Genomic DNA, 19,887 nt, shown 5'->3' on the forward strand with positions numbered 1-19,887 from the left:
AAGAATGTCCGGGGTGTCCTGAATGCTCATCGCAAAAGACCCTGAAAAGCTCCAGAAAATGCTGATCTCAAAGATAATTGACGAGAACCGGAAATTCTCGTCTAAATACGGGACAGAACTGAGAGGAAAGCCCCAGCTTGTTATTTCTGAAAACCCGGCTTCAGACTTTGAGCCGGATTCAAGCGGCTGGAGAGCCTGTGGAGAAACGTATTCAGAAAGAGTTGAGGACTGCATCAGTGATGCGATAGAGAAGCTTAAAAAGGTTCCATACTCCCGAAGAGTCTCAATCCCCGTTTGGAGACCAAAAGACCACCTGTGTGATACGCCCCCGGCAATAACAGAGATAAGTCTCCTTTACGCAGATGGCAGGCTGCATGCTACAGCATTTTTCAGGTCTCTTGATGCCGTAAACTACTTCATGCCAAATTTCAGCTTTGTCAGCCATGTTCTGGAAGAGGTCTCCGGAAATGCCGGTTTCGAAGCCGGAAGCGTGGCGATGCTGATCTCGATCCCCCACATTTACGAGAGAGACGTTGACAGGGTGAGCAGAAGACAGTACACAGAAATTTTCGGATTTCACAAGCTCGGCACTCATATAGTGGAGGATTACCTGTCTTCCGCCTGGCATTCAGCCCTTGAAAACATCTACTACAATGGGGACGCAAAAAGGACGGAGTGGGGCGAGCTTTTCGAAGGACAGGAAGAGAGCAGATACATCCACAGAATGTTCATAGAAGTGAAGAATCCGGAAGAGAACCAGATACACGACAAGGCACCGTTCACGAAAAAGTATGGTGTTGAGTATGCCCACGACTACGTCATTCATGCGGGTGCAATAGACAGAGAGGTTAGAGAAAACATACTCAGGGAAGGGGAAACATACACCTATGCTGAGAGGGCAAGATACTGCGAGAAAGACGATGTAAGAGTCGACCAGCTGTACACCGTAATACAGAAACTGAAAGAGAGACAAAGCAGGAGAGATTGCTACATAGGAATTTCAAGACCATGGGACATCACGAGCGATGAGCCGCCATGTCTGAGGGGGTATCAGTTCGGGGTCAATGAAACATTTTTCGGACTGTTTTACATGCGTTCAAACGATGCCTACGGGGCCATGCATGCAAACATGTTTGCATTCAACCTGCTTACCAGATATCTCGCAGAGATGTGCGGGTTCGACAGTCACAGATACTACCACTTCGCTCTTGACGCCCACATCTATGGAGAATTCATAGAATCTGTAAGAGAGATACTCGAACCGGAAACTCCGGGATACATTGACATGATTGAAAAAAGATGAATCAGCTTACTGGACCTTTTCCCATTTGTAAAGTTCCACAATCTCAGCAAGAGTTCTTCCCTTGTCCTCTATCTCGCCCCTGATTCTCTCCTCATGTTTTTTGACCTCAAGTGCCCTTCTTGCAATCTCATACGCCCTTTCCTTAGGTATCACCATCACTCCATTGTCGTCAGCAACAATCCAGTCACCGGGGTTGACCTCAATCCCGCCACATTCAACTTTCACGTTAATCTCTCCAAATCCCTTTGGCTCACCGGCATTGGGAACCTCTCTTTTTGCGAAGATCGGATAGCCGAGTTCCCTGATATCGTCCACATCCCTCACAGCACCATCAATGATTACCCCTTCAATCCCCTTGTTTATGCAGCTCCTTGTTGCAAGCTCACCCCACACTGCCGCATTGTCTCCCGAAACCTTTATGACGATCACATCTCCCTTTCCAGCAACATCTATTGCCTCGACTGGCTTTGCCCAGTCACCATCAAAGGCGCTGACAGTTACGGCCTTACCCACAATCTTCTTTCCCCTCACGACAGGGTGCACGTCTCTCATGGCCCTTGCCCTGTGCATCGCATCGCTGATATTGGGCGTGGAGACCCTCATCAGAATTTTCCTTATTTCCTCGTCAAGCTCTCTTTTCCTCAATTCCACCTTCTTTCCGCTTTTCCATGCATTATCCACTGCCGCCCTAACCTTCCTTGCAGACTCCACAACATTTCTTGACTTCGTTATATTGCTGCCCACAATAACTATGCTTGCGCCCAGAGAAACGCAGTTTGCAGCCTTTTCAGCATCCAGACCGCCTGCTGCCGCAACAGGGATGCTGACCTCGTTCGCAACACTTGAGAGGATTTCGAGAGGATCCATACCCTTCATCTGCTGGTCTATTCCAACATGCACGTTTATGTAATCCACACCGAGCTCCTCAAGCTCTTTCGCCCTTTCAACCGGGTCGGGGACGTTTATCATGTCCACCATAATCTCGGAGCCGTACTTTCTTGCTGCCCTGATTGCCTCCTGGATCGTGGAATTGTCGCTCAGTGCAAGGATTATCACAATGTCAGCCCCACTTTTTGCAGCCATCTCCACCTCGACATTTCCGGTATCAATGGTCTTCATGTCGGCAAGAGTTTTCACCCTGAACCTCTTCTTGATCTCCCTTATAGAATCCATCCCCTCGCTCTTAATGAGGGGTGTACCCACCTCAAGCCAGTCGGCACCACCTTCAAGAGCCTCTCCTGCTATCTCAACAGCTCTTTTTAACTCAACAAGGTCAAGAGCAACCTGAAGTATGGGCTTATCCATGATTTCTTTTCCCCGGAGAAGTATTTAACGTTGATGGGGTTGTGGAGGTGAAGCTTTTAAATCCTGGTCAGATTCTCTGGCTCATGAACATTTCATACCACGGACCTGCAGTTATTGACGATCCTGAAAAATTTGAGTTCCGGGATTTTGTCAGAAACGCTGTTGGTCTCGAGGTTCAGAGGGTGTTCTATTTCAATAAAAGGCTGTATATTGTGGATTTTGAAACCCTCCACGGCATTGTGGAAGACAAATTCATAGTCGTGGAAATCATAACATACTCGGCGTTTACTGAAGTAGACGGATACAGAAGATGGATCATCTACCACAACCATGACGACAGCTGCGAATACACCGACAGGGTGAACATGCTCAGGGGAGATACGACGATAATCCCCGTTGTCAAGACGGGAGATAGATTCGTCAGAAAACTGGAAGAGCAGATAGAAAAGGGCAGGTTCAGAACTCAGTAGAGGATTGCGGGAAGAATTATTGCACCCATGCAGTGGATTCTCCTCACCCTGAATAAAAGTGTGAGCATCCCGATTGCAGATGCAACAGAAAATACTGCAATCCCCTCAAAGCCGGTGAAGTATAGAACAACGAGGACCAGAAATGCAATCACTGACCTCGATAGCTTTGATGGACTTACCCTGCTGAAAAGACCCATAGCCGGAACCGAGATCAGCAGAGAAAACGCCATGGCTGCAAAAGAGGCGGACAGAGCCAGTATGGGCAAATAACCATAGTTTTCAGGAGATGTGAAGTAAAGGAAAGCGTCTGCAGTTCCGCTCCTGACTCTACCTGCTGATTGCAGAATTGCAAAATTCAGGATCGTGTTTGCAGTATTCGCAGAGCTTATCGAGGCTATGTACCTTTTCTCATCATCCCCTCGCCCAACAGATATTGCCGTTGCCACGCCGGAACTTATTCCCGGAAAAAGCGAGACAAAAAGACCCGAAACCGTTCCCCTCAGGACGTTTTTAAATTCCGGAAGAACGAATTTAATCCTCTGATCAGGAATGCCCTCAGAATTCATCCCTGCGACGAGGGTTGGAAAGGCAAAAAGGCCGGTTAGAATAGGGAAGAGCATGGAAATACCTTCGGAATAGAAATACCTCAGCGAAATAATGCCTGTAACGCCTGAAAGCAGAAACACAACCGCTGCCAAAAACCTCTTTTTCCACTTTGCGAGACTGCCGCCAAATCCATCATCTTCAAGGAGGATCAGGTATGCTGTAACAGCGATTAAAACAGGGGTCGTGAGGGGTGAGACGTCTGCGGATTTACCTGCCAGCAGAATGATGTAGTAAACCGGAACGCATAACAGAGACGAAAGAAAGCTCGAAACAGCTGAAATGGATATTGCTGCAAATCCATCACCATCAAGAACCATTCTGTGAGCGGGAAATACTGCAAGCGAAGTATCTTCGTCAGGCACGCCGACGAAAACGGCCGGAATTATGCTGACCACAGAATAGACGGCTGAAGAGACGAAGATCATTATCGCAATCTCACTACCAGTAAAACGGGCAGAGAACAGAGAAGATGCCCCAAGAATTAACGCCGAAAAAGTATTTGGGTGTATTCCAGGTACAAGTCCGGCAATCACTCCGAGTATGAATCCCAGTAGCTCTGGAGCCATTTTCTGCCAATAAGTTTCTCGATTCTCTCCTCGTCCTCACCACTAACCTCAGACATTTTCGAAACGCTCATCCCGTGCCTCTCCGCCAGCATGTGGAAGTAGTCTGAGGCAACATCATCTTCATCAATATCCCACATGCCGGAGAACATGGGATGGCATTCTTCCATGAACTCAACCAGCTCCTCAAAGTCCATCTCAAAAATATCACCAATGGTTTTTCCAAGGAGATTATCTGCGAGAAGCTCCATCAGAGCCTCTCTGAGGCTGTGAAGAGTATAGCGACTGTTTTCTGGAGAGTATTTTCCAATTATGGAATCAATCTCCTCAGTACTGTAGCTGAATACCCTATCTTTCCCACCCAGACTGGCAGAAATATTTCTGAGGATTGTGTAGGTTCCACCATCAACGGGAACTTTTCTGCTTTTTCCCGGCTTTCTCAAATATACTGCATAGATTTCTCTCCCGTTGCGACTCGAAGCAGAAATGTCTCTTTTAGTCAGGTTCTGGATTTCCTCAACATCTGCAAGGGTGGAAAGTACGAGCCTGATCAGCGCATGTTCAACATCATTTTTCCTGGAGGCCACATTTATGTACTGCAGATCTTCCTCAATCTCCACAAGTCTGTAAGACATCGCGGATAAAAACATTAAAACAGTTATTAAAATTTTGGATGTGAAACATCCTGCACTGATTCAACTGAGAGGAAATGTTAAAAAGCTTGAGAGATTTATAGAAAAACTGGAAGGTGTTGAGATAGTGGAGAATAAATACGGAATGGATATCTATTTTGAAGATGTCAACGATGCGAGACAGGCGCTATCGAAAATAAAAAAGCTGGCAAAAGTGAAAATAAAATCAAGCACGAAATACGCGGGTTTGAGAAGGGGGCGAGTTAGATGGTTTTTTACATACTCTGTGAGGCTCGAAAATGAAGATTGATGAATACTTTATGCTGAAAAAAGACCTGAAAGGCTTCAGAGATTTCAGCAAGTACGAACAGACATATCCAAGAGGAACACTATTTGGAATTCTGCTGCAAAAAAGAATAGACAATGTCAAAAGAAGATACGGCGATTACACCTCAAGGCTTCCAGAACTTGCAAACCACTGGGAAAAGAACAAGGAGATTCCCGGGTGGCTGAGATTGCCACCAATCATGAGAATAAAACTCCTGATGAAAGCACTCGGCATGAGCAAAAAGGAGATTCTCAAGCAATTCTCCAACCCGGAGAACAGCGAGTTCGAAGATCTGGTATGGTCCGCGATATACAAGGATTTCATATACTCTCCAATAGCTGTCAGAAACCAGTTCGCAAGAGGGAGGGTCGGAGAGCTGATAATCAGGGACTACCTGGAAAGTCAGGGAATTGAGTTCAAGGATGAGAAACAGCTTAGACCTGCAAAAAAAACTCCCGATTTCTACATTGAAGACCAGCTTGAGATTGACGGCAGAGTTATTAAATGGATAGAAAGCAAAGCGCTTTTCGGAGATTACCGAACACACAAACTATACTCAAAGAAACAGTACCTGCCATATCTCGAAATGTATGGGGACGGTGTCGTGATATACTGGCTGGGCAAACTGGACAACCTCGAATCACATGCAATGCTTAAGGACTACAGCTTCATCCAGAGCAAGTCGAAATTCTTTCTATTGGACATGAAGGTTTTTCTCGCCAATAAAAACGAAGAGGAACATGCAGAAGCTCTCGGCGCCAGTGTTTATCAGTGGGATGTGGAAGAAGATGTGAAAACCAAGGCCTTCCTTGACGAAACCCTCAAGCTCTTTGACTCCATAGAGAGAAATATAATCGTAACTGGCTGGAACAGGAGTTTAAGGACTATTCTCCGAAACATGGGCCTGATTCCGGTGGTTCTCAAGTAAAAAACTGCCAATATCGGTTCATATAACTTTTTAAAAACCCCATCTACAACAAAGCTTATATAATGACACGAAAGTTACCTAATCTCAATGTCGGTTATAGATGTGATCAAATCAGTGAAAAAAGGAGAAGATGTGCTGTTCATATATCCCGATAACGATGTTTTCCTTGCATTTTCAAAATTAATAACGAAAACTTACGGTAAAGATGAGATAGGATGGTTCGTTTTCAATGAAATTGCCAAAAAAAGGCTTGAAAAACTGTTCAAGATCTTCAACAATGACTTTTCAAACAAAATATACACCAGCTATGACGAAATAGACCGCAGATTTGTGATAGCCTACGGCTACCACTTCTATGCCATATCAAGCCATTTTTCAGATGATGCGCTGATAAGGCTGATCCTGGACGATGATATAAGCCTGTTCTGCTTTATCTACGACAGAGTCGTGGAGGAAAAGAGAATTCTGGTTCTGAAAGACCTTTTCGACTATGTTGTGGACATCAGGGAAAAAGAGGCCCCGCTTGATAAGGAATTCTTCTACAGGGTGAAGGCATACGTAATGCCACATATCGACCACTCGGCATACGTCAAAATTGATGAGAGATACAACCTGTTCGAGTGAGCTGGCTGGCAGAGCGATTAAGGTAAATTATTTAAAATTAACAAAGGTCAGAATGTACATGGATCTGTCCGAATTCCTGCACACTCGTGAGAACGAAAAAATACTGATCAGCTATCCATCAAACGAGGTATTCTTATCCGTTTCAAAGACGATAGCAGATGCCAAGGGCCGTGAAAAGCTTGGCTGGCTTGTTTTCGATGAACTGGGAAAAAGCAGGCTGGAAACATTTTTCGAGAAATTTATGCCATACGCTCCGGAGTTCCCCGGGAAAATTTTCAAGAACATTGATACGCTGGAAAATGGCATTGAGACGATCTTCTGCTACGGTTTCCACTTCGCCAAACCAAAGTGTGGAATAAAACCAGTTTTCAAACTAATCCTCCAGAAAGGCAGAACGATATATTTCTTCCTGCTCGAAAACTCCATTGAAGAGAAAGAAGAAGTGATAATAAAAGACCTCTTTGACGCTATTGTAAAAATCGAAGAAAAGGACATTACTTTCGAGAAAAAATACACCTACTCGGTACGGGAATACGTGTTTCCATTCAGATATTTCTCAGGAACCTTCAGAATAGGCGAAGACTACAGCATACTGGAATAAAATGCGAAATTTTTAATATTTAATGTTGACGTTAACTTATGAAAGCATCGGAATTCAACCGTTTTGTTGAAAAATATATTCGTCCATCCACATACCCCATTGGGTTCAGGCTTGTGAAACATGAAGGAGAGGTTCCGGAAAAAGCCAGGCGATTTGAAGGCATAACAATATGTCAGGCCTACAACATGGCAAGGAGGTATAAATGGACGGTTTATTTTGATGCGAACACCATCTGCCCCATCGGACTTGTCGCCTACGGGTTTTGTGAGGCAGATGAGCTTTACAGACGGGGTGAACTCGCATACGATGCAGGATACGCCTCAACGAAAGAGGCGGGAATTGAATTCGAAAATGCAGTTGCAAAGCTCAGAACAGGCGAATACTCAGGTGCCTTTGTTTTCCCTCTGGAAAGAGATGAGGCAGTACCGGATTTTGCCGTCATTTACGGAACCCCCGCCCAGATACTGAGGTTAATTCACTCTGTTCTCCACGAGAGAGGAGGGGCTTTCGAGACAAGAATACTGGGCAGAGCTGCCTGCAGCGAATATCTGGAAGCATTCATAGAGAAAAAACCAAGATTCGTTCTCCCATGCTATGGGGACAGGCTGTTCGGTCTGACTCAGGATGACGAAGTTGCTTTTGCATTTCCCTGGAGTATGGCGGAAGAGATAGCAAGGAACCTCGAAGCAACTCACAAACGGGGGATCAGATATCCTGTTCCAGCCACATCCCTCAGACTGAAGCTGAGCCTTCCGAAGAGCTATGAAGAATCCCTGAAGAATATGAAAAAATCAGATTAAAGAAAGGAAATACTCGTGAACCCTCGTATCTCCTGAGAGTTCAGGATGAAACGACAGACCAATAACATTTTTTTCCTGTGCCGCAACCACCTTTCCCTCAAAAGTGGCCAGGATCTCGACATCCTCACCAACGTTTTCAACAACAGGGGCTCTTATGAATACTGCATTTACCCTGCCTACTCCTCTGAATTCGAGTTCAGTTTCGAAACTCTCCCGCTGCCTGCCAAAGGCGTTCCTTTTAACCCTCACATCGAGAAGTCCCAGCAATCTGGTGCTCGTTTTTTCGACCTGCTCATCCCCGTGTTTTGATAAAATTATGAGGCCCGCACATGTCCCCATAACAGGATGTCCGCTTTCAGCAAGCTCTATGATCTCTTCAGCAATTCCGTCCTTCCATATAAGCTTTGATATGGTCGTGCTTTCCCCGCCAGGGATTATGACTGCATCACTCCCCGAAACCACTCCCGGTTTCCGGACAGCAGTTACACTACCATCGATTCCGAGCTTTTCCATGGCGAGCTCTGTTGCCACAACATGTTCTTCAACGTCGCCCTGCACGCCAACAACCGCTACCCTCATACCCCTCTTTCCTGCATCTGCACTTCGAGATCCGAAACATCCAGGCCCTTCATCGGTTCCCCAAGGTTCTTGCTCACCTCTGCAATCACATCAGGCTCATCGTAGTGTTCGACCGCCTGAACTATTGCTTTAGCATACGCCTGCGGGTTTGAGGACTTGAATATGCCCGAACCCACAAATACACCATCTGCGCCGAGCTGCATCATGAATGCTGCATCTGCCGGAGTTGCAACACCCCCCGCTGCAAAGTTCACCACCGGGAGTCTTCCGAGTTTTCTGACCTCAACCAGTACATCGTAAATGCCCTCAATTATCTGAGAGAAAGCGTATTCCTCATAGACCGTTTCCTTCATCAGGACATCAATACCGACTCCAAACTCATCATATATTGCAGAAGGCAATCTGAGGTATGCCTTGGAATAAATCTCAGCAAGCCTGTAAAGCTCGTTGTCGTCCATCTGCCCAACCTTATCGATGGCGTAGTTCATCATCCTCATGTGCCTTACGGCCTCAACAACGTTTCCTGTCCCAGCTTCACCCTTGGTCCTTATCATCGCCGCTCCTTCCCAGATTCTCCTCACAGCCTCTCCGAGACTTCTTGCCCCGCAGACGAAGGGCACTGTGAACTTTCTCTTGTCGATGTGATAGAACGGATCAGCGGGCGTGAGTACCTCACTCTCGTCAACCATATCAACCCCAAGAGCCTCAAGCGCTCTTGCTTCAGCGTAATGGCCTATCCTGACCTTAGCCATTACGGGGATCGTTACCGCATCCATAATTTCCTGAATTATCCGGGGATCAGCCATTCTGGCAACCCCGCCTGATGCCCTTATATCGGCGGGGACTTTATGAAGAGCCATAACCGCAACAGCTCCAGCTTCTTCAGCAATAACAGCCTGTTCAGGAGTGGTAACATCCATTATGACTCCGCCTTTCTGCATTTTGGCAAATCCTCTTTTAACAAGCTCGGTTCCAAATCTCAGTTTTTCGATTTCCATAGCCATCACCCGTGACTGTATCAACTAAGATGGTAAATGTTTTTTTAACTTACGCATACATTGCTTGTGGTTATTAAAAAAGCAAGAAAAAACCTCACCGAGAGACGGCTCAGAATACTCAACAGAGAATTTTTCAGACTTGCTGAAGATGTCCGGAAAATAAAAGAGCATTCTATTGAAAATCTCGAATACCTGATTGATACGGCCGTAAAAAACCTTGAAAAAAACGGATTTGAAGTATATTTCGCAAAAAACGTTCGGGAAGGCCAGAAAGTGGTGCTGGACTTTTTCGAGGACTCGTCAACCGTTCTGAAAGCAAAGTCAATGGTGAGTCATGAGCTTGATTTAAACTCTGCTCTCTCAGAAAAAGGGATCGAGGTGTGGGAGACTGACCTGGGAGAGCTTGTGATACAGATGCTGAACGAGAGACCCAGGCACATGACCATGCCCGCAATACACATAAAAGCCGAGGAGGCGTTCAAAGTTCTGGGAGTCCAGGATTTTGAAGGGCTTAAAGCCAAGGTGCGAAAACTGCTCAGAGAAAAACTGGCCAGAGCAGACGGAGGAATAACCGGAGCCAACGTGATATCATCGGATGGCTCCCTGTTTATCATAGAAAACGAGGGAAACGCGAGGCTCGTAAGTGCGCTGCCTGAAAAAGTCATGACGGTTACTGGGGTGGAGAAAATCGTTGACAGCTTTTCATCTGCCGTGAAGGTTTCGGAAGTCATATGGAAAAGTGCAGGATACTACAGCCCGTCGTACCTCAACGTAATATCAGGTATCAGCAAAAGTGGAGACATAGAAAAAAGAATAATTAAAGGTCTGCACGGACCATCTAAGCACGCGATCCTGTTTCTCGACAACGGGAGAATGAAGGCAAGGGATTCAGCATTTAAAGAGACCCTTTACTGCGTCAGATGTGGAGCATGCCAGTTTTCCTGTCCGAGCTACGAAGCCCTGAATGCTGACTGGGGGACTGTTTACAGCGGAGGAATTGGAGCGGTGTGGAACTACATTACTGGATCGGAGTCCAATCCATTCTACTGTCTGAATTGCGGTGCATGTGTTGAAACATGTCCTCTGAGGATAGATGTCCCGGAAATGCTGAGAAAGCTGAAAATGATAAAAATTGGTAAAATTAATTAACATCCACGTTAAATTGCGCTGGGTGGTACAATGAAACTCGGTTTTGTCGGAGCCGGTAGAGTGGGTGCAACGTCCGCATTCACGTGTCTTCTGAATCTGGATGTTGACGAGATCGCTCTGGTGGATATTGCTGAAGATCTTGCCGTGGGAGAAGCGATGGACCTGACACATGCCGCTGCCGGAGTTGACAAATACCCCAAAATCGTTGGTGGGAGCGATTATTCCCTGCTTGAAGGAAGTGATGTGATAGTCGTAACCGCAGGACTTGCGAGAAAGCCAGGAATGACGAGGCTTGATCTGGCAACAAAAAATGCAGGAATAATAAAGGATGTGGCAAAGAACATAATGGAAAACAGTCCCGAGAGCAAGATAATTGTCGTAACAAACCCGATGGACGTGATGACATACATAATGTGGAAAGAAACAGGAAAGCCCAGAAATGAGGTATTCGGAATGGGTAACATGCTCGACTCATCAAGGCTGAAAGCCACTCTCTTTTCACAGGGGGCGAGAAACATAAGGAAAGCATGGATCGTCGGAGAACACGGAGACAGCATGTTCATCCTGTGGAGTCAGGCAGATTTTGACGGAGATGTGGACAGGAGCAAAACTCTGGAAGAGGTCAGATTTGTGGCTGCAGAAGTCATCAAGAGAAAAGGAGCCACGATATACGGGCCGGCTGTTGCAATATACAGGATGGTGAATGCCGTCGTCAGCGACACCAAGGAAGAAATTCCGACCAGCGTAATACTTCAGGGAGAGTACGGCATAGAGGATGTTGCCGTTGGCGTTCCGGCAGTAATAGGATCGAACGGTGTTGAAAGGGTCGTTGAATACGAACTTACCGGAAAAGAGCTGAACGCTCTTAAGAACTCCGCATCCATACTGAAGGAGAGGTTAAAAGAGCTTGGCTACTGACTCCCTTTCTTTTTTGCGGGAATTAAACCAAAATTTAAATATTCAGAGTGCTTACCATAAAACCTGAGCCGGGGTTGCAGAGAGGCACTGCGGTGGACTCGAGATCCACTGCCCGATGAGGGCACCTGGGTTCAAGTCCCAGCCCCGGCGTCCATTTTCGAAATAATAAGTCCCTTGAACTAGTAGCTAATGTAAAGACGATTCGAAAACATTATAATAACAGACCTGAATTTTTGACTAACAGCTAGGTTTTCAATCACCAAGATCGCAGGAGAGATGATAACGTTGTCCGATAAAGATTACGAAAATATGATTAAAGGACAAAAAGCGGCAAGAATTGGTTTAGATAGCGAAAAAGATATTGTACATATGATCAACAACAATCCGAATTTTCAAAAATCAATGATAGATGGTTTATCCAGTATTGGATATGGTAACCCTAGCGAAATAAGGGCATTTAAAAATGGTTCAAAAATAGATATTTATATAGTACTAGATGATGAAAAAATTGGCGTAAGTATAAAATCTATCAGTAAAGCGGATTTTCATCAACTAGATAGAAGACGGCTTGAAGATTGGAAAATCTTACTGGATATGCCAGATTATATTTTTGATATATTAAAAGATGCAATACTTCGAATTGCAAAAAATAGCAGTGCCAAATTTATACTTGAGAAAGATAGGGACGAGATTGGTAACTTCTTCAATAACAAGCTAAAAACCATATTGGAGGAGATATTCAGAAGAAGTGAGTCAAATCTGAAGTTATTCATGATAAATGACAAAACAAGACATAGAATTTATGTATACAATATGGACGACGTAATTGAATTTTTGTATAAGAATGCTCACAACAATATATCTTTTACTAAAAAAGGAATAATAAAGCTCGGGGATTTTATAACTGTTCAAAGAAAAGGCGGAAATGGAGAACGTGTGAAAAAATATAAGAAAACCGATTGGAGACATCCTGGCAACCATTTACAGTTTAAATTTTCACCAGTAGGTTTCGCAGAGTACATTGAACGAACTGGCGATATAAAATTTTTCACAATAGATTACTGAAAATTAACCAAAAAATTTGTATAATTCATCAATAATTTTTTCAGGATTCTCTACATTTATGGCTTTAAGTATGGATAAGTCTAGATCATACCTGTACTTCTGGTTTAATTGATTCCAAAAAGGTGGCAGTGGCCTATCCAATATTTCATCGATAATAGTTATTATTTCTACAAGGCTATTCCTGTTAATTGAATTTATGTTAATTACTGGCAGCTCAAGGTAGTCTCTTTCCAAAAGTCTTGTCCATGTTTCTGAGATTTTCCTACCAAACAGCGTAAGCATCGAAATAAATACAGTACTATTAAACCAAGCAACAAGAAGTTTCGCAATCATATCATTTTTATCTTTAACTATATAGAAATTCTTAGATGCTGCTACATGACTTCTAGTATAATTTGCAAACACACTCCTACGTTTAAACAACAAATCTACTTTATCTGGTATAAACACTTGTCCAAATGGTCTTTTAGTAGTTATTTGTCTATAAACATGACTGTACCAGTACTCACCGTAAGCATTTATAGCCGGTTTTGCTGCACCTGAATCTATTCCCCACTTTATGTAATGTCGTAAATCGTCTGGCAATTCCTCAAACTTAAGCGGGGGGACTGAAAGCATAAAGGTGTTGACATCTGCCTCAATTTTAGAGCTATATATACTTGGTTTCCTTAGAGTTTTAACTAAAAATCCACTATCTAGGCTTAACTCAACTCCATTAGTGTCTTGTATTCGTATTATTTGTCCATTTTCTACGACTTTCCAATATTTATTAGGAACAAAGAAAAAGTCTGGACCATACATCTCAACTCCTCTTACAATACTCCTATCGCCTAACACATCATCCCAATAACCAAGTGTGCCATTTTTTAGCCCTTGTTTGAAAATATCTGTAATGATGCTGACTAGCTCTTTTTTCCCCAAAAAAGCCAGCCAGTTGAGTTCCATAAATCTTGGTAGATCATATAAATCCACAAAATTTTCGTTGTATTTTGGCATATTCCCAGATATAATGGCACTAGCCAATTCTTCTACATTGTCATTTAATTCGCAAAATAATGTCCGTTTATTATTTTCAGCATATCCTTTAGTGGCCACGAGTATCAGTTCTTTAAATCCACTATCCTCTGAAAAAGATGCTTTAGAAAAGTTACTAACCACACCAAGAATACCATACTTCTTTCTTAAAAATGATTTATACCCTTTCCCATATATCGTGTAAAAAGTAGAAGCGGGCAAAACAGTAGCAATCAGTCCACCATCGTTCAACACGTAATCGCACAAAAACATAGACAAAATTTGAAGGCTAGGTTCTTTCCTAGTTATGAATTTCTTGTAGTTCAGTTTGCTTATAACTTCAAGTAAATAGCTACGATAACCTTTTTCCAAATACTTCCACCTAGTAAATGGTGGATTTGTTAAGATAATGTCTGCCTTAGGCAACTCCGTCTGTTTTGCAGAAGATAAAGATGAATAAATTCGAGGTATTTCTTCAAACGCATCCCCAACTATGACCGAAATAAGTTCTTTTCTCCCATTTGTCGCTTTCAACAGTGAAGCGTATGCAACTATAGCAGGAAGAGAGAGCGGTTCTATACCCCACACCTTTTGCAGTCTAGTAGTACCAATTTTTTGGATTGCAGTAGTTAAAGTTCGTCCTGAGCCAAGAAACGGGTCTGTAAGCACTATCTTTCGTTTTTTAGACCTTTCAATGTATCTTCTAGCTATAAGTGCCATAAAATTGGTACCTTGGTCTATAGTATAGTAGGCCGCAAATTTTTTCCGATTTCCTTGAGGAAGTATTTTTTGAACTAAAATTTGGCATTCATTAATTGAGATTTCTGATTTTGCCAGTTTTGAAGTAATAAAGTCAGCCTCAGTTGAATTTAGTTTTTTTAAATTTGGCAATATTGGAGCATCTAACAATTCTAACTGCTTCAGATTTTCACAATTTGTATACTTCATTATCGTCTTTAAACTTGATATGAAAATTTTAAAACTATCTGGTGTAATTGGTTCTATATTAAGCTTATAGAGTATTTCTCTCCACATATATATCTCACCTTCTTGTTATAGGTTTTACAATGATTATTATTTCTCCATTCTCTGCACTCATCTCCCAGTTTAACAAATCTCCTTCAGAAAGGTTAAATTGTCTAACAATACTAATGGGTACTGTTGTTCTTAGTGATCTGCTTTTAGTAGATGCTTTGCTGAGAACAGTTATCTCCCCCATTTACCTACCCCCCGGTATATGCATAGGTAAAATATTTTATATACTTTACCATACATACATCCTAATTCCAGTACCATAACCCCTCATAAAAATATTGCCACACTAGGGCAACATAACAATCGTTGAAAGAAGTTTCAAAAAAGAACACATTGAGCTTGCCAGGAAATGGATACCAGACAGAAAGGACAGGCCAGTGTTCATCTACACTCTCATCCTGCGTGAGGAGCATCCCGAAAACCTACTTAGTTACGGGGGACAGAAAACTCCGTGAGTCGGTGAACCTGTTCCTGAAAGGCTTGGCCATCACCGTTGATGAGGCTCTGGAGTGGATGTCCTGAAAGAAGTTCTGCACCAAAACCTTAGCATGTTCTAAGGTGATAACGGGGGTTAACGATAGAATAGACCGGAGACACTGTTTCAGAGAAATTCAAGTTTGAAGGGCAGAGCAAGATTATTCCAGACATTTATAGATATTTATGGGTCCATTTGGTTCATGGATTCTAAACGAGACTATGACTCCCTTCCAGTAAAAATCATTAAGAGTGTAAATTACTTCACGTTGCTTTGAAGAATACAATGCAGCACTGCCAGAAATCAAAACAAATTCTCCATTCAAACAATCACAAACAATACACTTAGATGAAATAATCCCATACCCTCGACTCTTTTCCGGTTTAGTGGATTCGCCTTGTAATGCCATTTTTATCGCAGATTTATCATCTGCATGCATGTTTTTCTCTTCTTTGTATGAGTTCGCAATACCTCTCCCACGATCTACAATGCAAAGGTCAACATATCCTTTCGTCGGGTAATGTTGAGCAAAAACCCAGCCTTCATTAACCTTACTGTGATCAAAGATATTATCGACAAGTTCACTTATTGGATAGGCAATTCCATCTTTAACCCCTTGTGTCGGCTTCAAAACTTTATACACCATTTCTATAAATTTCGACTGTAAATTCTCCCTCTCTTGGCTGTATTTGTAAAGAACACAGATCGGGATGTATGAACTTCCACCTCTGTTTTCAATTTGTTCGAGAGATGAAATACCATCCGGAAAACCAATCACTTCTAAATATTCTCTGACATTTTGATTTCTTGGCAATTCATATTCACTTTGCGTGTCTCGTATGTAGCTTGCTATTGGTAACACTAATAACGGCACAACCCACGTAGTAGATTGCATGTCAAACAAAAGCCGTTCATCCATCCCATTTCCTTTAAAAATTTTGTAAATGTTTCTCAGCTGCTGAAACAAACTAACATCATCGAAATTTGTGACACTAACTCTTTTCATACTCTCTTAGCATGAAATGTTACGCCACAAGCTCCATAACCTTTATGCCTACAGATTTCAATTTGTCTTTATTTGCGCGCCCCTCTAATTGTGCTTCCACCAGATAAAACATCTTCTCCACAGATTGATTCATGTTGTGAAACTCGATAACTTTGTCTGGATTGTTTCTCTTATATTCCAACAATACATGTGCAGCAGACCTCGAAACGAATTCGACGTTCTTGAAATCCAGTACTATCTTTTTCGCAGTATCCATTCTTCTTTCGAGAGTTTTTACAACATCCCTTGATCCTACAATCGGTGCAATCTCTTTTTCAACATCTATGAAAATGGTTGTCATGCCCCCAACCCCCACAACTCTTCAAATCGCTGTGATATTTCCTCATACTTCCTAATTTTGCAGCATACTATATACTATAAAACTATTTCGAGGATGTGCTACGATGAATTAGACGGAAAAGCATGAAAACGCATATTGCAGGGAGAGATGTTTTCCCATTGATGGTTGAAGAGTAATAGGGGGTGAGTGAAAGAGAGGGAGTTAATCCCCAGTTGGAGAGAGGTGGTGAGTCAACCTCTCTAGCTTGACCTCTGGTGGAACAAGGTCAACCTTCCCCCATGCCTCCACGTATTGTTGATAGATCTCAGATGAAAGTTTCCCGTCATAGCTCTGAACGCCCGGACTGCCTGTGTTGTGTGCCATGATGTAATCTCACAATCCCGGATAGGTCATCCGCTGCAAACATAAAAATACCCGAAACCATTTTACCGATAAAACACAAAACTGCGATGAATGAAAAGACGGGAGCTCCTGCTCAGATCAGGCATCTTGGCAACATCCATAATTCTGGGATGCTCAGAAGTAAAAGAGGAGGGTAATATGGAAATTTACGATGGGGAACCGAAAATAAATGGAGGAGAGCCGAAGGTTTACGTTATTAAGACTGATAACAGAAGAGAGGGAATTGAGAAACTCCTCAAATACTTCAAAATTGAAGAGCTTAAAGGAAAGACCGTGGCGATAAAGGCGAATTACAACAGCGACGACCCGTTTCCGGCATCCACGCATCCAGATACGCTTGATGCCATAGCCAAAGAGCTTGAAAGGGTTAACGCAAAAGCTGTGCTTGCAGAAAGAAGCGGAATGGGGAATACGGCAGCAGTTCTGAAAAACAGAGGAGTATTCGACATTCTGGCCAGACATGGATTCTCTGCCGTGGATCTTGAAGGGCATAATAGGTGGGTCAGAATTGAAGCAGAACACTGGAAAAGGGGCTTTTTAATGGCGGATATCTTCTACGAAAGCGACTGCGTTATCCAGACGTGCTGCCTCAAAACCCACAGGTTTGGCGGACATTTCACGCTTTCACTCAAAAACAGCGTGGGAATGGTTGCAAGGCACGCTGAAGGTCACGACTACATGAAAGAACTGCACACCTCAGAATACCAGAGGTACATGATAGCCGAGATAAACATTGGCTACAGTCCACATGTGGTCATACTGGACGCGGTACAGGGATTCTCAAAAGGTGGCCCAGAAAGCGGCGAAATCATAAATCCGGGAGTCATTCTTGCCGGAAATGATAGAGTTGCCGTTGATGCGGTCGGCGTCGCCATCCTCAGACTGTTCGGCACAACGCCAGAAGTATCCAATGGCCCAATCTTCTCTCAGGATCAGATAAAACGGGCAGTTCAGCTCGGCCTCGGAGTGAGTGAGCCTGAGGAGATTGATGTTGTTCCTGTAAACGATGATGCAACTGAAATATGTTCAGAAATTTCCTCCGAACTTGTAAAAAGAAGTTGAAAACAAAATTAAGGGTTACCACTCCAGCGCTATTGCGTTGCTCGGGCAGACCCTTACACAGGCCCCGCATTCCATACACAAATCCTCGTTAACCTGCGCAACACTTCCATTAAGGAAAATGGCTCCACCTTTCTCTGAGCATACATCCACACATGTTCCGCATCCGGTGCATTTCGATCCGTCAATTACCGCTGGCATACACAAACCCCGAACAACAGCCAGATAAATATCGGGGGGTTTTCCGGTTTTTACTCAAAACCTCACGCCCGAACGAAGGACCAAAAATCACAACTACACGATCTCAAGGGATATCTCTCTTCCGAGAGAATCGTAAGCTTTCCAGCAATGTTTGCAGTACGGGTAGTGGATGATTATGTGCACCTTTCCATAAGATGTGAACGTGGACAAGTCCTGACCTGATGGTCCGAAGCTCGAAGAGGGGTGGCTGTGGACGGTCCCGTAGATCCTCATGCCAAGGGGCAGAAAAGATGTGTCGAAACTTGCATAGTTCTCACCCTGCTGGAACGGGATGTACACGAACTCCTCAATAATGCCCTTTTTCCCAGTAAGAAGGGCAAAGAATTCATACGGATGATTGTTTTTGGCCATCTCTATAAGAGCCTCCAGCAGATCACGCCTTATTTTCATGTGATCTCCTCCACAGCATTGAGAAATGCATCGTTCTCATGTTTTCTCCCAACACTGACCCTGAAGTGAGGACCTTCCAGACCCTCCAGCCCCGTCACATCTCTGACAAGAATCCCCCTTTCCATCAATCTGTCAGCAAGACCCCCAATCTCATGTCTCACAAGCAAAAAATTGGCCTGACTTTCATACACATAAAACATCTTTTCAAGCCTTTTTGCAATCCTGTCTCTCTCCAGAGCTATCAGCTCAGCTATTTTTCTGTAATAGTCCACATGCTCCAGTGCGGCGATGGCGGCTTTGTATGCGAGAATCGATATCGAAAACGGATTCCTTATTTTTTCTATTGCTCTCGCAACATTTTCATGTGCAATTGCGTAGCCAACTCTCATCCCTGCAAGCCCAAAAAACTTTGAAAAGCTTCTGATGACGATGAGGTTTTCATAATGGTCTATCAGATCAACCATACTCGTGCCAGCGAACTCAGAATACGCTTCATCAACCACCACGTAATCAAAGTTCTCAAGGTATTCCTCAATCACCTCCCTGCCAATGACGTTGCCTGTTGGATTATTGGGAGAACATAAAAATGCGAGCTTCCCCCTGTCATAACACCCATCCAGCCTGTATCCTTCAAAAACTTTCGTTACAACCTGTGCCTCCCTCAGCATTGAAAAAAGGGCATAGAGTGTGTATGATGGCATGGGAATGAAGACCCTGTCAAACGGCTCGATGAAAAGATCGGTAACGAGTCTGAGCAGATCAGAGGCTCCGTTAGAGATCGCAATATTTGAAGAATCAACACCAAGATATCCCGAAATCAGATATTTCAGCTTTTGGTAATAGGGGGACGGATAACGGTTTATCTCCATCACCGAGTTTTTCAGGATGCTGACCACCTCCTGGTGAGGCGGGTACGGATTTTCATTTGATGCAAGCTGGACAACTCTCCTGTCAAAATCTTCTGGAAACGGGCCCGGATCATACTCATTGATCAGGTTTACTACATATCGCATGGTTTTTACTTGTACCGCTAAAA

24 protein-coding genes and 1 tRNA gene are annotated in these 19,887 nt (G+C 43.6%); 13 read left to right on the plus strand and 12 right to left on the minus strand.

All coding sequences use genetic code 11. From position 1 onward, the window contains the following. Window positions 1–22 precede the first annotated feature (22 nt). Window positions 23–1,303: a thymidylate synthase gene (locus tag GACE_RS01205; protein ID WP_048090522.1), complete on the plus strand. Its 1,281-nt coding sequence runs from the start codon at window positions 23–25 to the stop codon at window positions 1,301–1,303. Between the two features lie 6 nt (window positions 1,304–1,309). Here GACE_RS01205 and hxlA read toward each other — a convergent pair whose 3' ends face one another. Continuing rightward, complete coding sequence (gene hxlA, locus GACE_RS01210) at window positions 1,310–2,608, minus strand: 3-hexulose-6-phosphate synthase (RefSeq protein WP_048090523.1); 1,299 nt, start codon at window positions 2,606–2,608, stop codon at window positions 1,310–1,312. A gap of 83 nt (window positions 2,609–2,691) precedes the next feature. On the opposite strand from hxlA, the gene GACE_RS01215 reads away from it, so the two are divergent. Further along, window positions 2,692–3,078, plus strand: coding sequence for a hypothetical protein (locus GACE_RS01215; protein ID WP_048093474.1), 387 nt, complete (start codon window positions 2,692–2,694; stop codon window positions 3,076–3,078). Here GACE_RS01215 and GACE_RS01220 read toward each other — a convergent pair. Continuing rightward, on the minus strand, window positions 3,072–4,250 hold the full coding sequence (locus GACE_RS01220; RefSeq protein WP_084063632.1) for a tripartite tricarboxylate transporter permease: 1,179 nt from the start codon (window positions 4,248–4,250) through the stop codon (window positions 3,072–3,074). The genes GACE_RS01215 and GACE_RS01220 overlap by 7 nt on opposite strands. After that, window positions 4,214–4,882 carry a hypothetical protein gene (locus GACE_RS01225; RefSeq protein WP_048090525.1) on the minus strand — a complete coding sequence of 223 codons (669 nt, stop codon included), beginning with the start codon at window positions 4,880–4,882 and terminating at the stop codon, window positions 4,214–4,216. The genes GACE_RS01220 and GACE_RS01225 overlap by 37 nt, the downstream gene beginning before the upstream one ends. Before the next feature lie 40 nt (window positions 4,883–4,922). On the opposite strand from GACE_RS01225, the gene GACE_RS01230 reads away from it, so the two are divergent. The 5 genes from GACE_RS01230 to GACE_RS01250 all read left to right on the plus strand — a co-directional run bounded on the left by GACE_RS01230 (window position 4,923) and on the right by GACE_RS01250 (window position 8,160). Then, a complete protein-coding gene (locus GACE_RS01230) occupies window positions 4,923–5,189 on the plus strand; it encodes an NMD3-related protein (protein ID WP_318249323.1) in 267 nt (88 codons plus the stop codon). Further along, on the plus strand, window positions 5,179–6,135 hold the full coding sequence (locus tag GACE_RS11115; protein ID WP_052400169.1) for a TPD domain-containing protein: 957 nt from the start codon (window positions 5,179–5,181) through the stop codon (window positions 6,133–6,135). Before GACE_RS01230 ends, GACE_RS11115 begins: the two co-directional genes overlap by 11 nt. Before the next feature lie 87 nt (window positions 6,136–6,222). Next, on the plus strand, window positions 6,223–6,759 hold the full coding sequence (locus GACE_RS01240) for a hypothetical protein (protein ID WP_048090529.1): 537 nt from the start codon (window positions 6,223–6,225) through the stop codon (window positions 6,757–6,759). A gap of 58 nt (window positions 6,760–6,817) precedes the next feature. Beyond that, window positions 6,818–7,360 carry a hypothetical protein gene (locus tag GACE_RS01245; RefSeq protein WP_048090530.1) on the plus strand — a complete coding sequence of 181 codons (543 nt, stop codon included), beginning with the start codon at window positions 6,818–6,820 and terminating at the stop codon, window positions 7,358–7,360. Between the two features lie 38 nt (window positions 7,361–7,398). Beyond that, window positions 7,399–8,160: a DUF169 domain-containing protein gene (locus GACE_RS01250; RefSeq protein ID WP_048090531.1), complete on the plus strand. Its 762-nt coding sequence runs from the start codon at window positions 7,399–7,401 to the stop codon at window positions 8,158–8,160. On the opposite strand, the gene pdxT is transcribed toward GACE_RS01250, so the two are convergent. After that, window positions 8,152–8,739, minus strand: a complete 588-nt coding sequence (gene pdxT / locus GACE_RS01255; protein WP_048090532.1) for a pyridoxal 5'-phosphate synthase glutaminase subunit PdxT — start codon at window positions 8,737–8,739, stop codon at window positions 8,152–8,154. The two genes, GACE_RS01250 and pdxT, sit on opposite strands and share 9 nt — an antisense overlap. Next, window positions 8,736–9,743 carry a pyridoxal 5'-phosphate synthase lyase subunit PdxS gene (gene pdxS, locus GACE_RS01260; RefSeq protein WP_048090534.1) on the minus strand — a complete coding sequence of 336 codons (1,008 nt, stop codon included), beginning with the start codon at window positions 9,741–9,743 and terminating at the stop codon, window positions 8,736–8,738. The genes pdxT and pdxS overlap by 4 nt, the downstream gene beginning before the upstream one ends. Before the next feature lie 60 nt (window positions 9,744–9,803). On the opposite strand from pdxS, the gene GACE_RS01265 reads away from it, so the two are divergent. The 4 genes from GACE_RS01265 (at window position 9,804) to GACE_RS01280 (ending at window position 12,869) form a co-directional block, all read left to right on the plus strand. Then, entirely contained in the window at window positions 9,804–10,886 is a 1,083-nt protein-coding gene (locus tag GACE_RS01265; RefSeq protein WP_052400170.1) for an LUD domain-containing protein, read from the plus strand. A 30-nt stretch (window positions 10,887–10,916) separates the two neighbouring features. Then, entirely contained in the window at window positions 10,917–11,804 is an 888-nt protein-coding gene (locus GACE_RS01270; protein ID WP_048090536.1) for a malate dehydrogenase, read from the plus strand. A gap of 67 nt (window positions 11,805–11,871) precedes the next feature. Continuing rightward, a tRNA-Ser gene (locus GACE_RS01275) sits at window positions 11,872–11,954 on the plus strand. Between the two features lie 135 nt (window positions 11,955–12,089). Beyond that, the gene (locus GACE_RS01280) at window positions 12,090–12,869 is read left to right on the plus strand and encodes a PDDEXK family nuclease (protein ID WP_158413782.1); all 780 of its coding nucleotides are present in this window, start codon (window positions 12,090–12,092) and stop codon (window positions 12,867–12,869) included. Between the two features lie 3 nt (window positions 12,870–12,872). Here GACE_RS01280 and GACE_RS11120 read toward each other — a convergent pair whose 3' ends face one another. After that, window positions 12,873–14,918, minus strand: coding sequence for an N-6 DNA methylase (locus GACE_RS11120; RefSeq protein WP_052400171.1), 2,046 nt, complete (start codon window positions 14,916–14,918; stop codon window positions 12,873–12,875). A gap of 7 nt (window positions 14,919–14,925) precedes the next feature. Further along, complete coding sequence (locus tag GACE_RS11355) at window positions 14,926–15,102, minus strand: AbrB/MazE/SpoVT family DNA-binding domain-containing protein (RefSeq protein ID WP_084063635.1); 177 nt, start codon at window positions 15,100–15,102, stop codon at window positions 14,926–14,928. Between the two features lie 149 nt (window positions 15,103–15,251). Between GACE_RS11355 and GACE_RS11495 the strand changes: the two genes are divergently transcribed. Beyond that, window positions 15,252–15,440, plus strand: coding sequence for a hypothetical protein (locus GACE_RS11495; protein ID WP_158413783.1), 189 nt, complete (start codon window positions 15,252–15,254; stop codon window positions 15,438–15,440). Window positions 15,441–15,553: 113 nt separating this feature from the next. On the opposite strand, the gene GACE_RS01290 is transcribed toward GACE_RS11495, so the two are convergent. Both GACE_RS01290 and GACE_RS01295 read right to left on the minus strand, forming a co-directional pair. Then, complete coding sequence (locus GACE_RS01290; protein WP_158413784.1) at window positions 15,554–16,312, minus strand: ATP-binding protein; 759 nt, start codon at window positions 16,310–16,312, stop codon at window positions 15,554–15,556. Window positions 16,313–16,418: 106 nt separating this feature from the next. Then, window positions 16,419–16,739 carry a hypothetical protein gene (locus GACE_RS01295; protein ID WP_048090542.1) on the minus strand — a complete coding sequence of 107 codons (321 nt, stop codon included), beginning with the start codon at window positions 16,737–16,739 and terminating at the stop codon, window positions 16,419–16,421. Window positions 16,740–17,192: 453 nt separating this feature from the next. Between GACE_RS01295 and GACE_RS01300 the strand changes: the two genes are divergently transcribed. Continuing rightward, window positions 17,193–18,203 (plus strand): DUF362 domain-containing protein, encoded by a 1,011-nt coding sequence (locus GACE_RS01300; RefSeq protein ID WP_084063636.1) that lies wholly within the window; start codon window positions 17,193–17,195, stop codon window positions 18,201–18,203. Between the two features lie 15 nt (window positions 18,204–18,218). Here GACE_RS01300 and GACE_RS01305 read toward each other — a convergent pair whose 3' ends face one another. The 3 genes from GACE_RS01305 to hisC form a co-directional block, all read right to left on the minus strand. Then, entirely contained in the window at window positions 18,219–18,401 is a 183-nt protein-coding gene (locus GACE_RS01305; protein WP_048090543.1) for a 4Fe-4S binding protein, read from the minus strand. A gap of 93 nt (window positions 18,402–18,494) precedes the next feature. Next, the gene (locus tag GACE_RS01310; RefSeq protein ID WP_048090545.1) at window positions 18,495–18,851 is read right to left on the minus strand and encodes a Mov34/MPN/PAD-1 family protein; all 357 of its coding nucleotides are present in this window, start codon (window positions 18,849–18,851) and stop codon (window positions 18,495–18,497) included. Next, window positions 18,848–19,864, minus strand: coding sequence for a histidinol-phosphate transaminase (hisC, locus tag GACE_RS01315; RefSeq protein ID WP_048090547.1), 1,017 nt, complete (start codon window positions 19,862–19,864; stop codon window positions 18,848–18,850). Before hisC ends, GACE_RS01310 begins: the two co-directional genes overlap by 4 nt. Between the last annotated feature and the right edge of the window lie 23 nt (window positions 19,865–19,887).

The organism is Geoglobus acetivorans, assembly GCF_000789255.1.
Taxonomy (GTDB): Archaea; Halobacteriota; Archaeoglobi; order Archaeoglobales; family Archaeoglobaceae; genus Geoglobus; species Geoglobus acetivorans_B.

What these genes read in the sequence shown, in the direction of transcription:
- GACE_RS01205 (WP_048090522.1), top strand. Translation starts at nt 23, where the DNA reads ATGCTCATCGCAAAAGACCCTGAAAAGCTCCAGAAAATGCTGATCTCA.
- hxlA (WP_048090523.1), bottom strand. Translation starts at nt 2,608, where the DNA reads ATGGATAAGCCCATACTTCAGGTTGCTCTTGACCTTGTTGAGTTAAAA.
- GACE_RS01215 (WP_048093474.1), top strand. Translation starts at nt 2,692, where the DNA reads ATGAACATTTCATACCACGGACCTGCAGTTATTGACGATCCTGAAAAA.
- GACE_RS01220 (WP_084063632.1), bottom strand. Translation starts at nt 4,250, where the DNA reads ATGGCTCCAGAGCTACTGGGATTCATACTCGGAGTGATTGCCGGACTT.
- GACE_RS01225 (WP_048090525.1), bottom strand. Translation starts at nt 4,882, where the DNA reads ATGTCTTACAGACTTGTGGAGATTGAGGAAGATCTGCAGTACATAAAT.
- GACE_RS11115 (WP_052400169.1), top strand. Translation starts at nt 5,179, where the DNA reads ATGAAGATTGATGAATACTTTATGCTGAAAAAAGACCTGAAAGGCTTC.
- GACE_RS01240 (WP_048090529.1), top strand. Translation starts at nt 6,223, where the DNA reads ATGTCGGTTATAGATGTGATCAAATCAGTGAAAAAAGGAGAAGATGTG.
- GACE_RS01245 (WP_048090530.1), top strand. Translation starts at nt 6,818, where the DNA reads ATGGATCTGTCCGAATTCCTGCACACTCGTGAGAACGAAAAAATACTG.
- GACE_RS01250 (WP_048090531.1), top strand. Translation starts at nt 7,399, where the DNA reads ATGAAAGCATCGGAATTCAACCGTTTTGTTGAAAAATATATTCGTCCA.
- pdxT (WP_048090532.1), bottom strand. Translation starts at nt 8,739, where the DNA reads ATGAGGGTAGCGGTTGTTGGCGTGCAGGGCGACGTTGAAGAACATGTT.
- pdxS (WP_048090534.1), bottom strand. Translation starts at nt 9,743, where the DNA reads ATGGCTATGGAAATCGAAAAACTGAGATTTGGAACCGAGCTTGTTAAA.
- GACE_RS01270 (WP_048090536.1), top strand. Translation starts at nt 10,917, where the DNA reads ATGAAACTCGGTTTTGTCGGAGCCGGTAGAGTGGGTGCAACGTCCGCA.
- GACE_RS11120 (WP_052400171.1), bottom strand. Translation starts at nt 14,918, where the DNA reads ATGTGGAGAGAAATACTCTATAAGCTTAATATAGAACCAATTACACCA.
- GACE_RS11355 (WP_084063635.1), bottom strand. Translation starts at nt 15,102, where the DNA reads ATGGGGGAGATAACTGTTCTCAGCAAAGCATCTACTAAAAGCAGATCA.
- GACE_RS01290 (WP_158413784.1), bottom strand. Translation starts at nt 16,312, where the DNA reads ATGGATGAACGGCTTTTGTTTGACATGCAATCTACTACGTGGGTTGTG.
- GACE_RS01295 (WP_048090542.1), bottom strand. Translation starts at nt 16,739, where the DNA reads ATGACAACCATTTTCATAGATGTTGAAAAAGAGATTGCACCGATTGTA.
- GACE_RS01300 (WP_084063636.1), top strand. Translation starts at nt 17,193, where the DNA reads ATGAAAAGACGGGAGCTCCTGCTCAGATCAGGCATCTTGGCAACATCC.
- GACE_RS01305 (WP_048090543.1), bottom strand. Translation starts at nt 18,401, where the DNA reads ATGCCAGCGGTAATTGACGGATCGAAATGCACCGGATGCGGAACATGT.
- GACE_RS01310 (WP_048090545.1), bottom strand. Translation starts at nt 18,851, where the DNA reads ATGAAAATAAGGCGTGATCTGCTGGAGGCTCTTATAGAGATGGCCAAA.
- hisC (WP_048090547.1), bottom strand. Translation starts at nt 19,864, where the DNA reads ATGCGATATGTAGTAAACCTGATCAATGAGTATGATCCGGGCCCGTTT.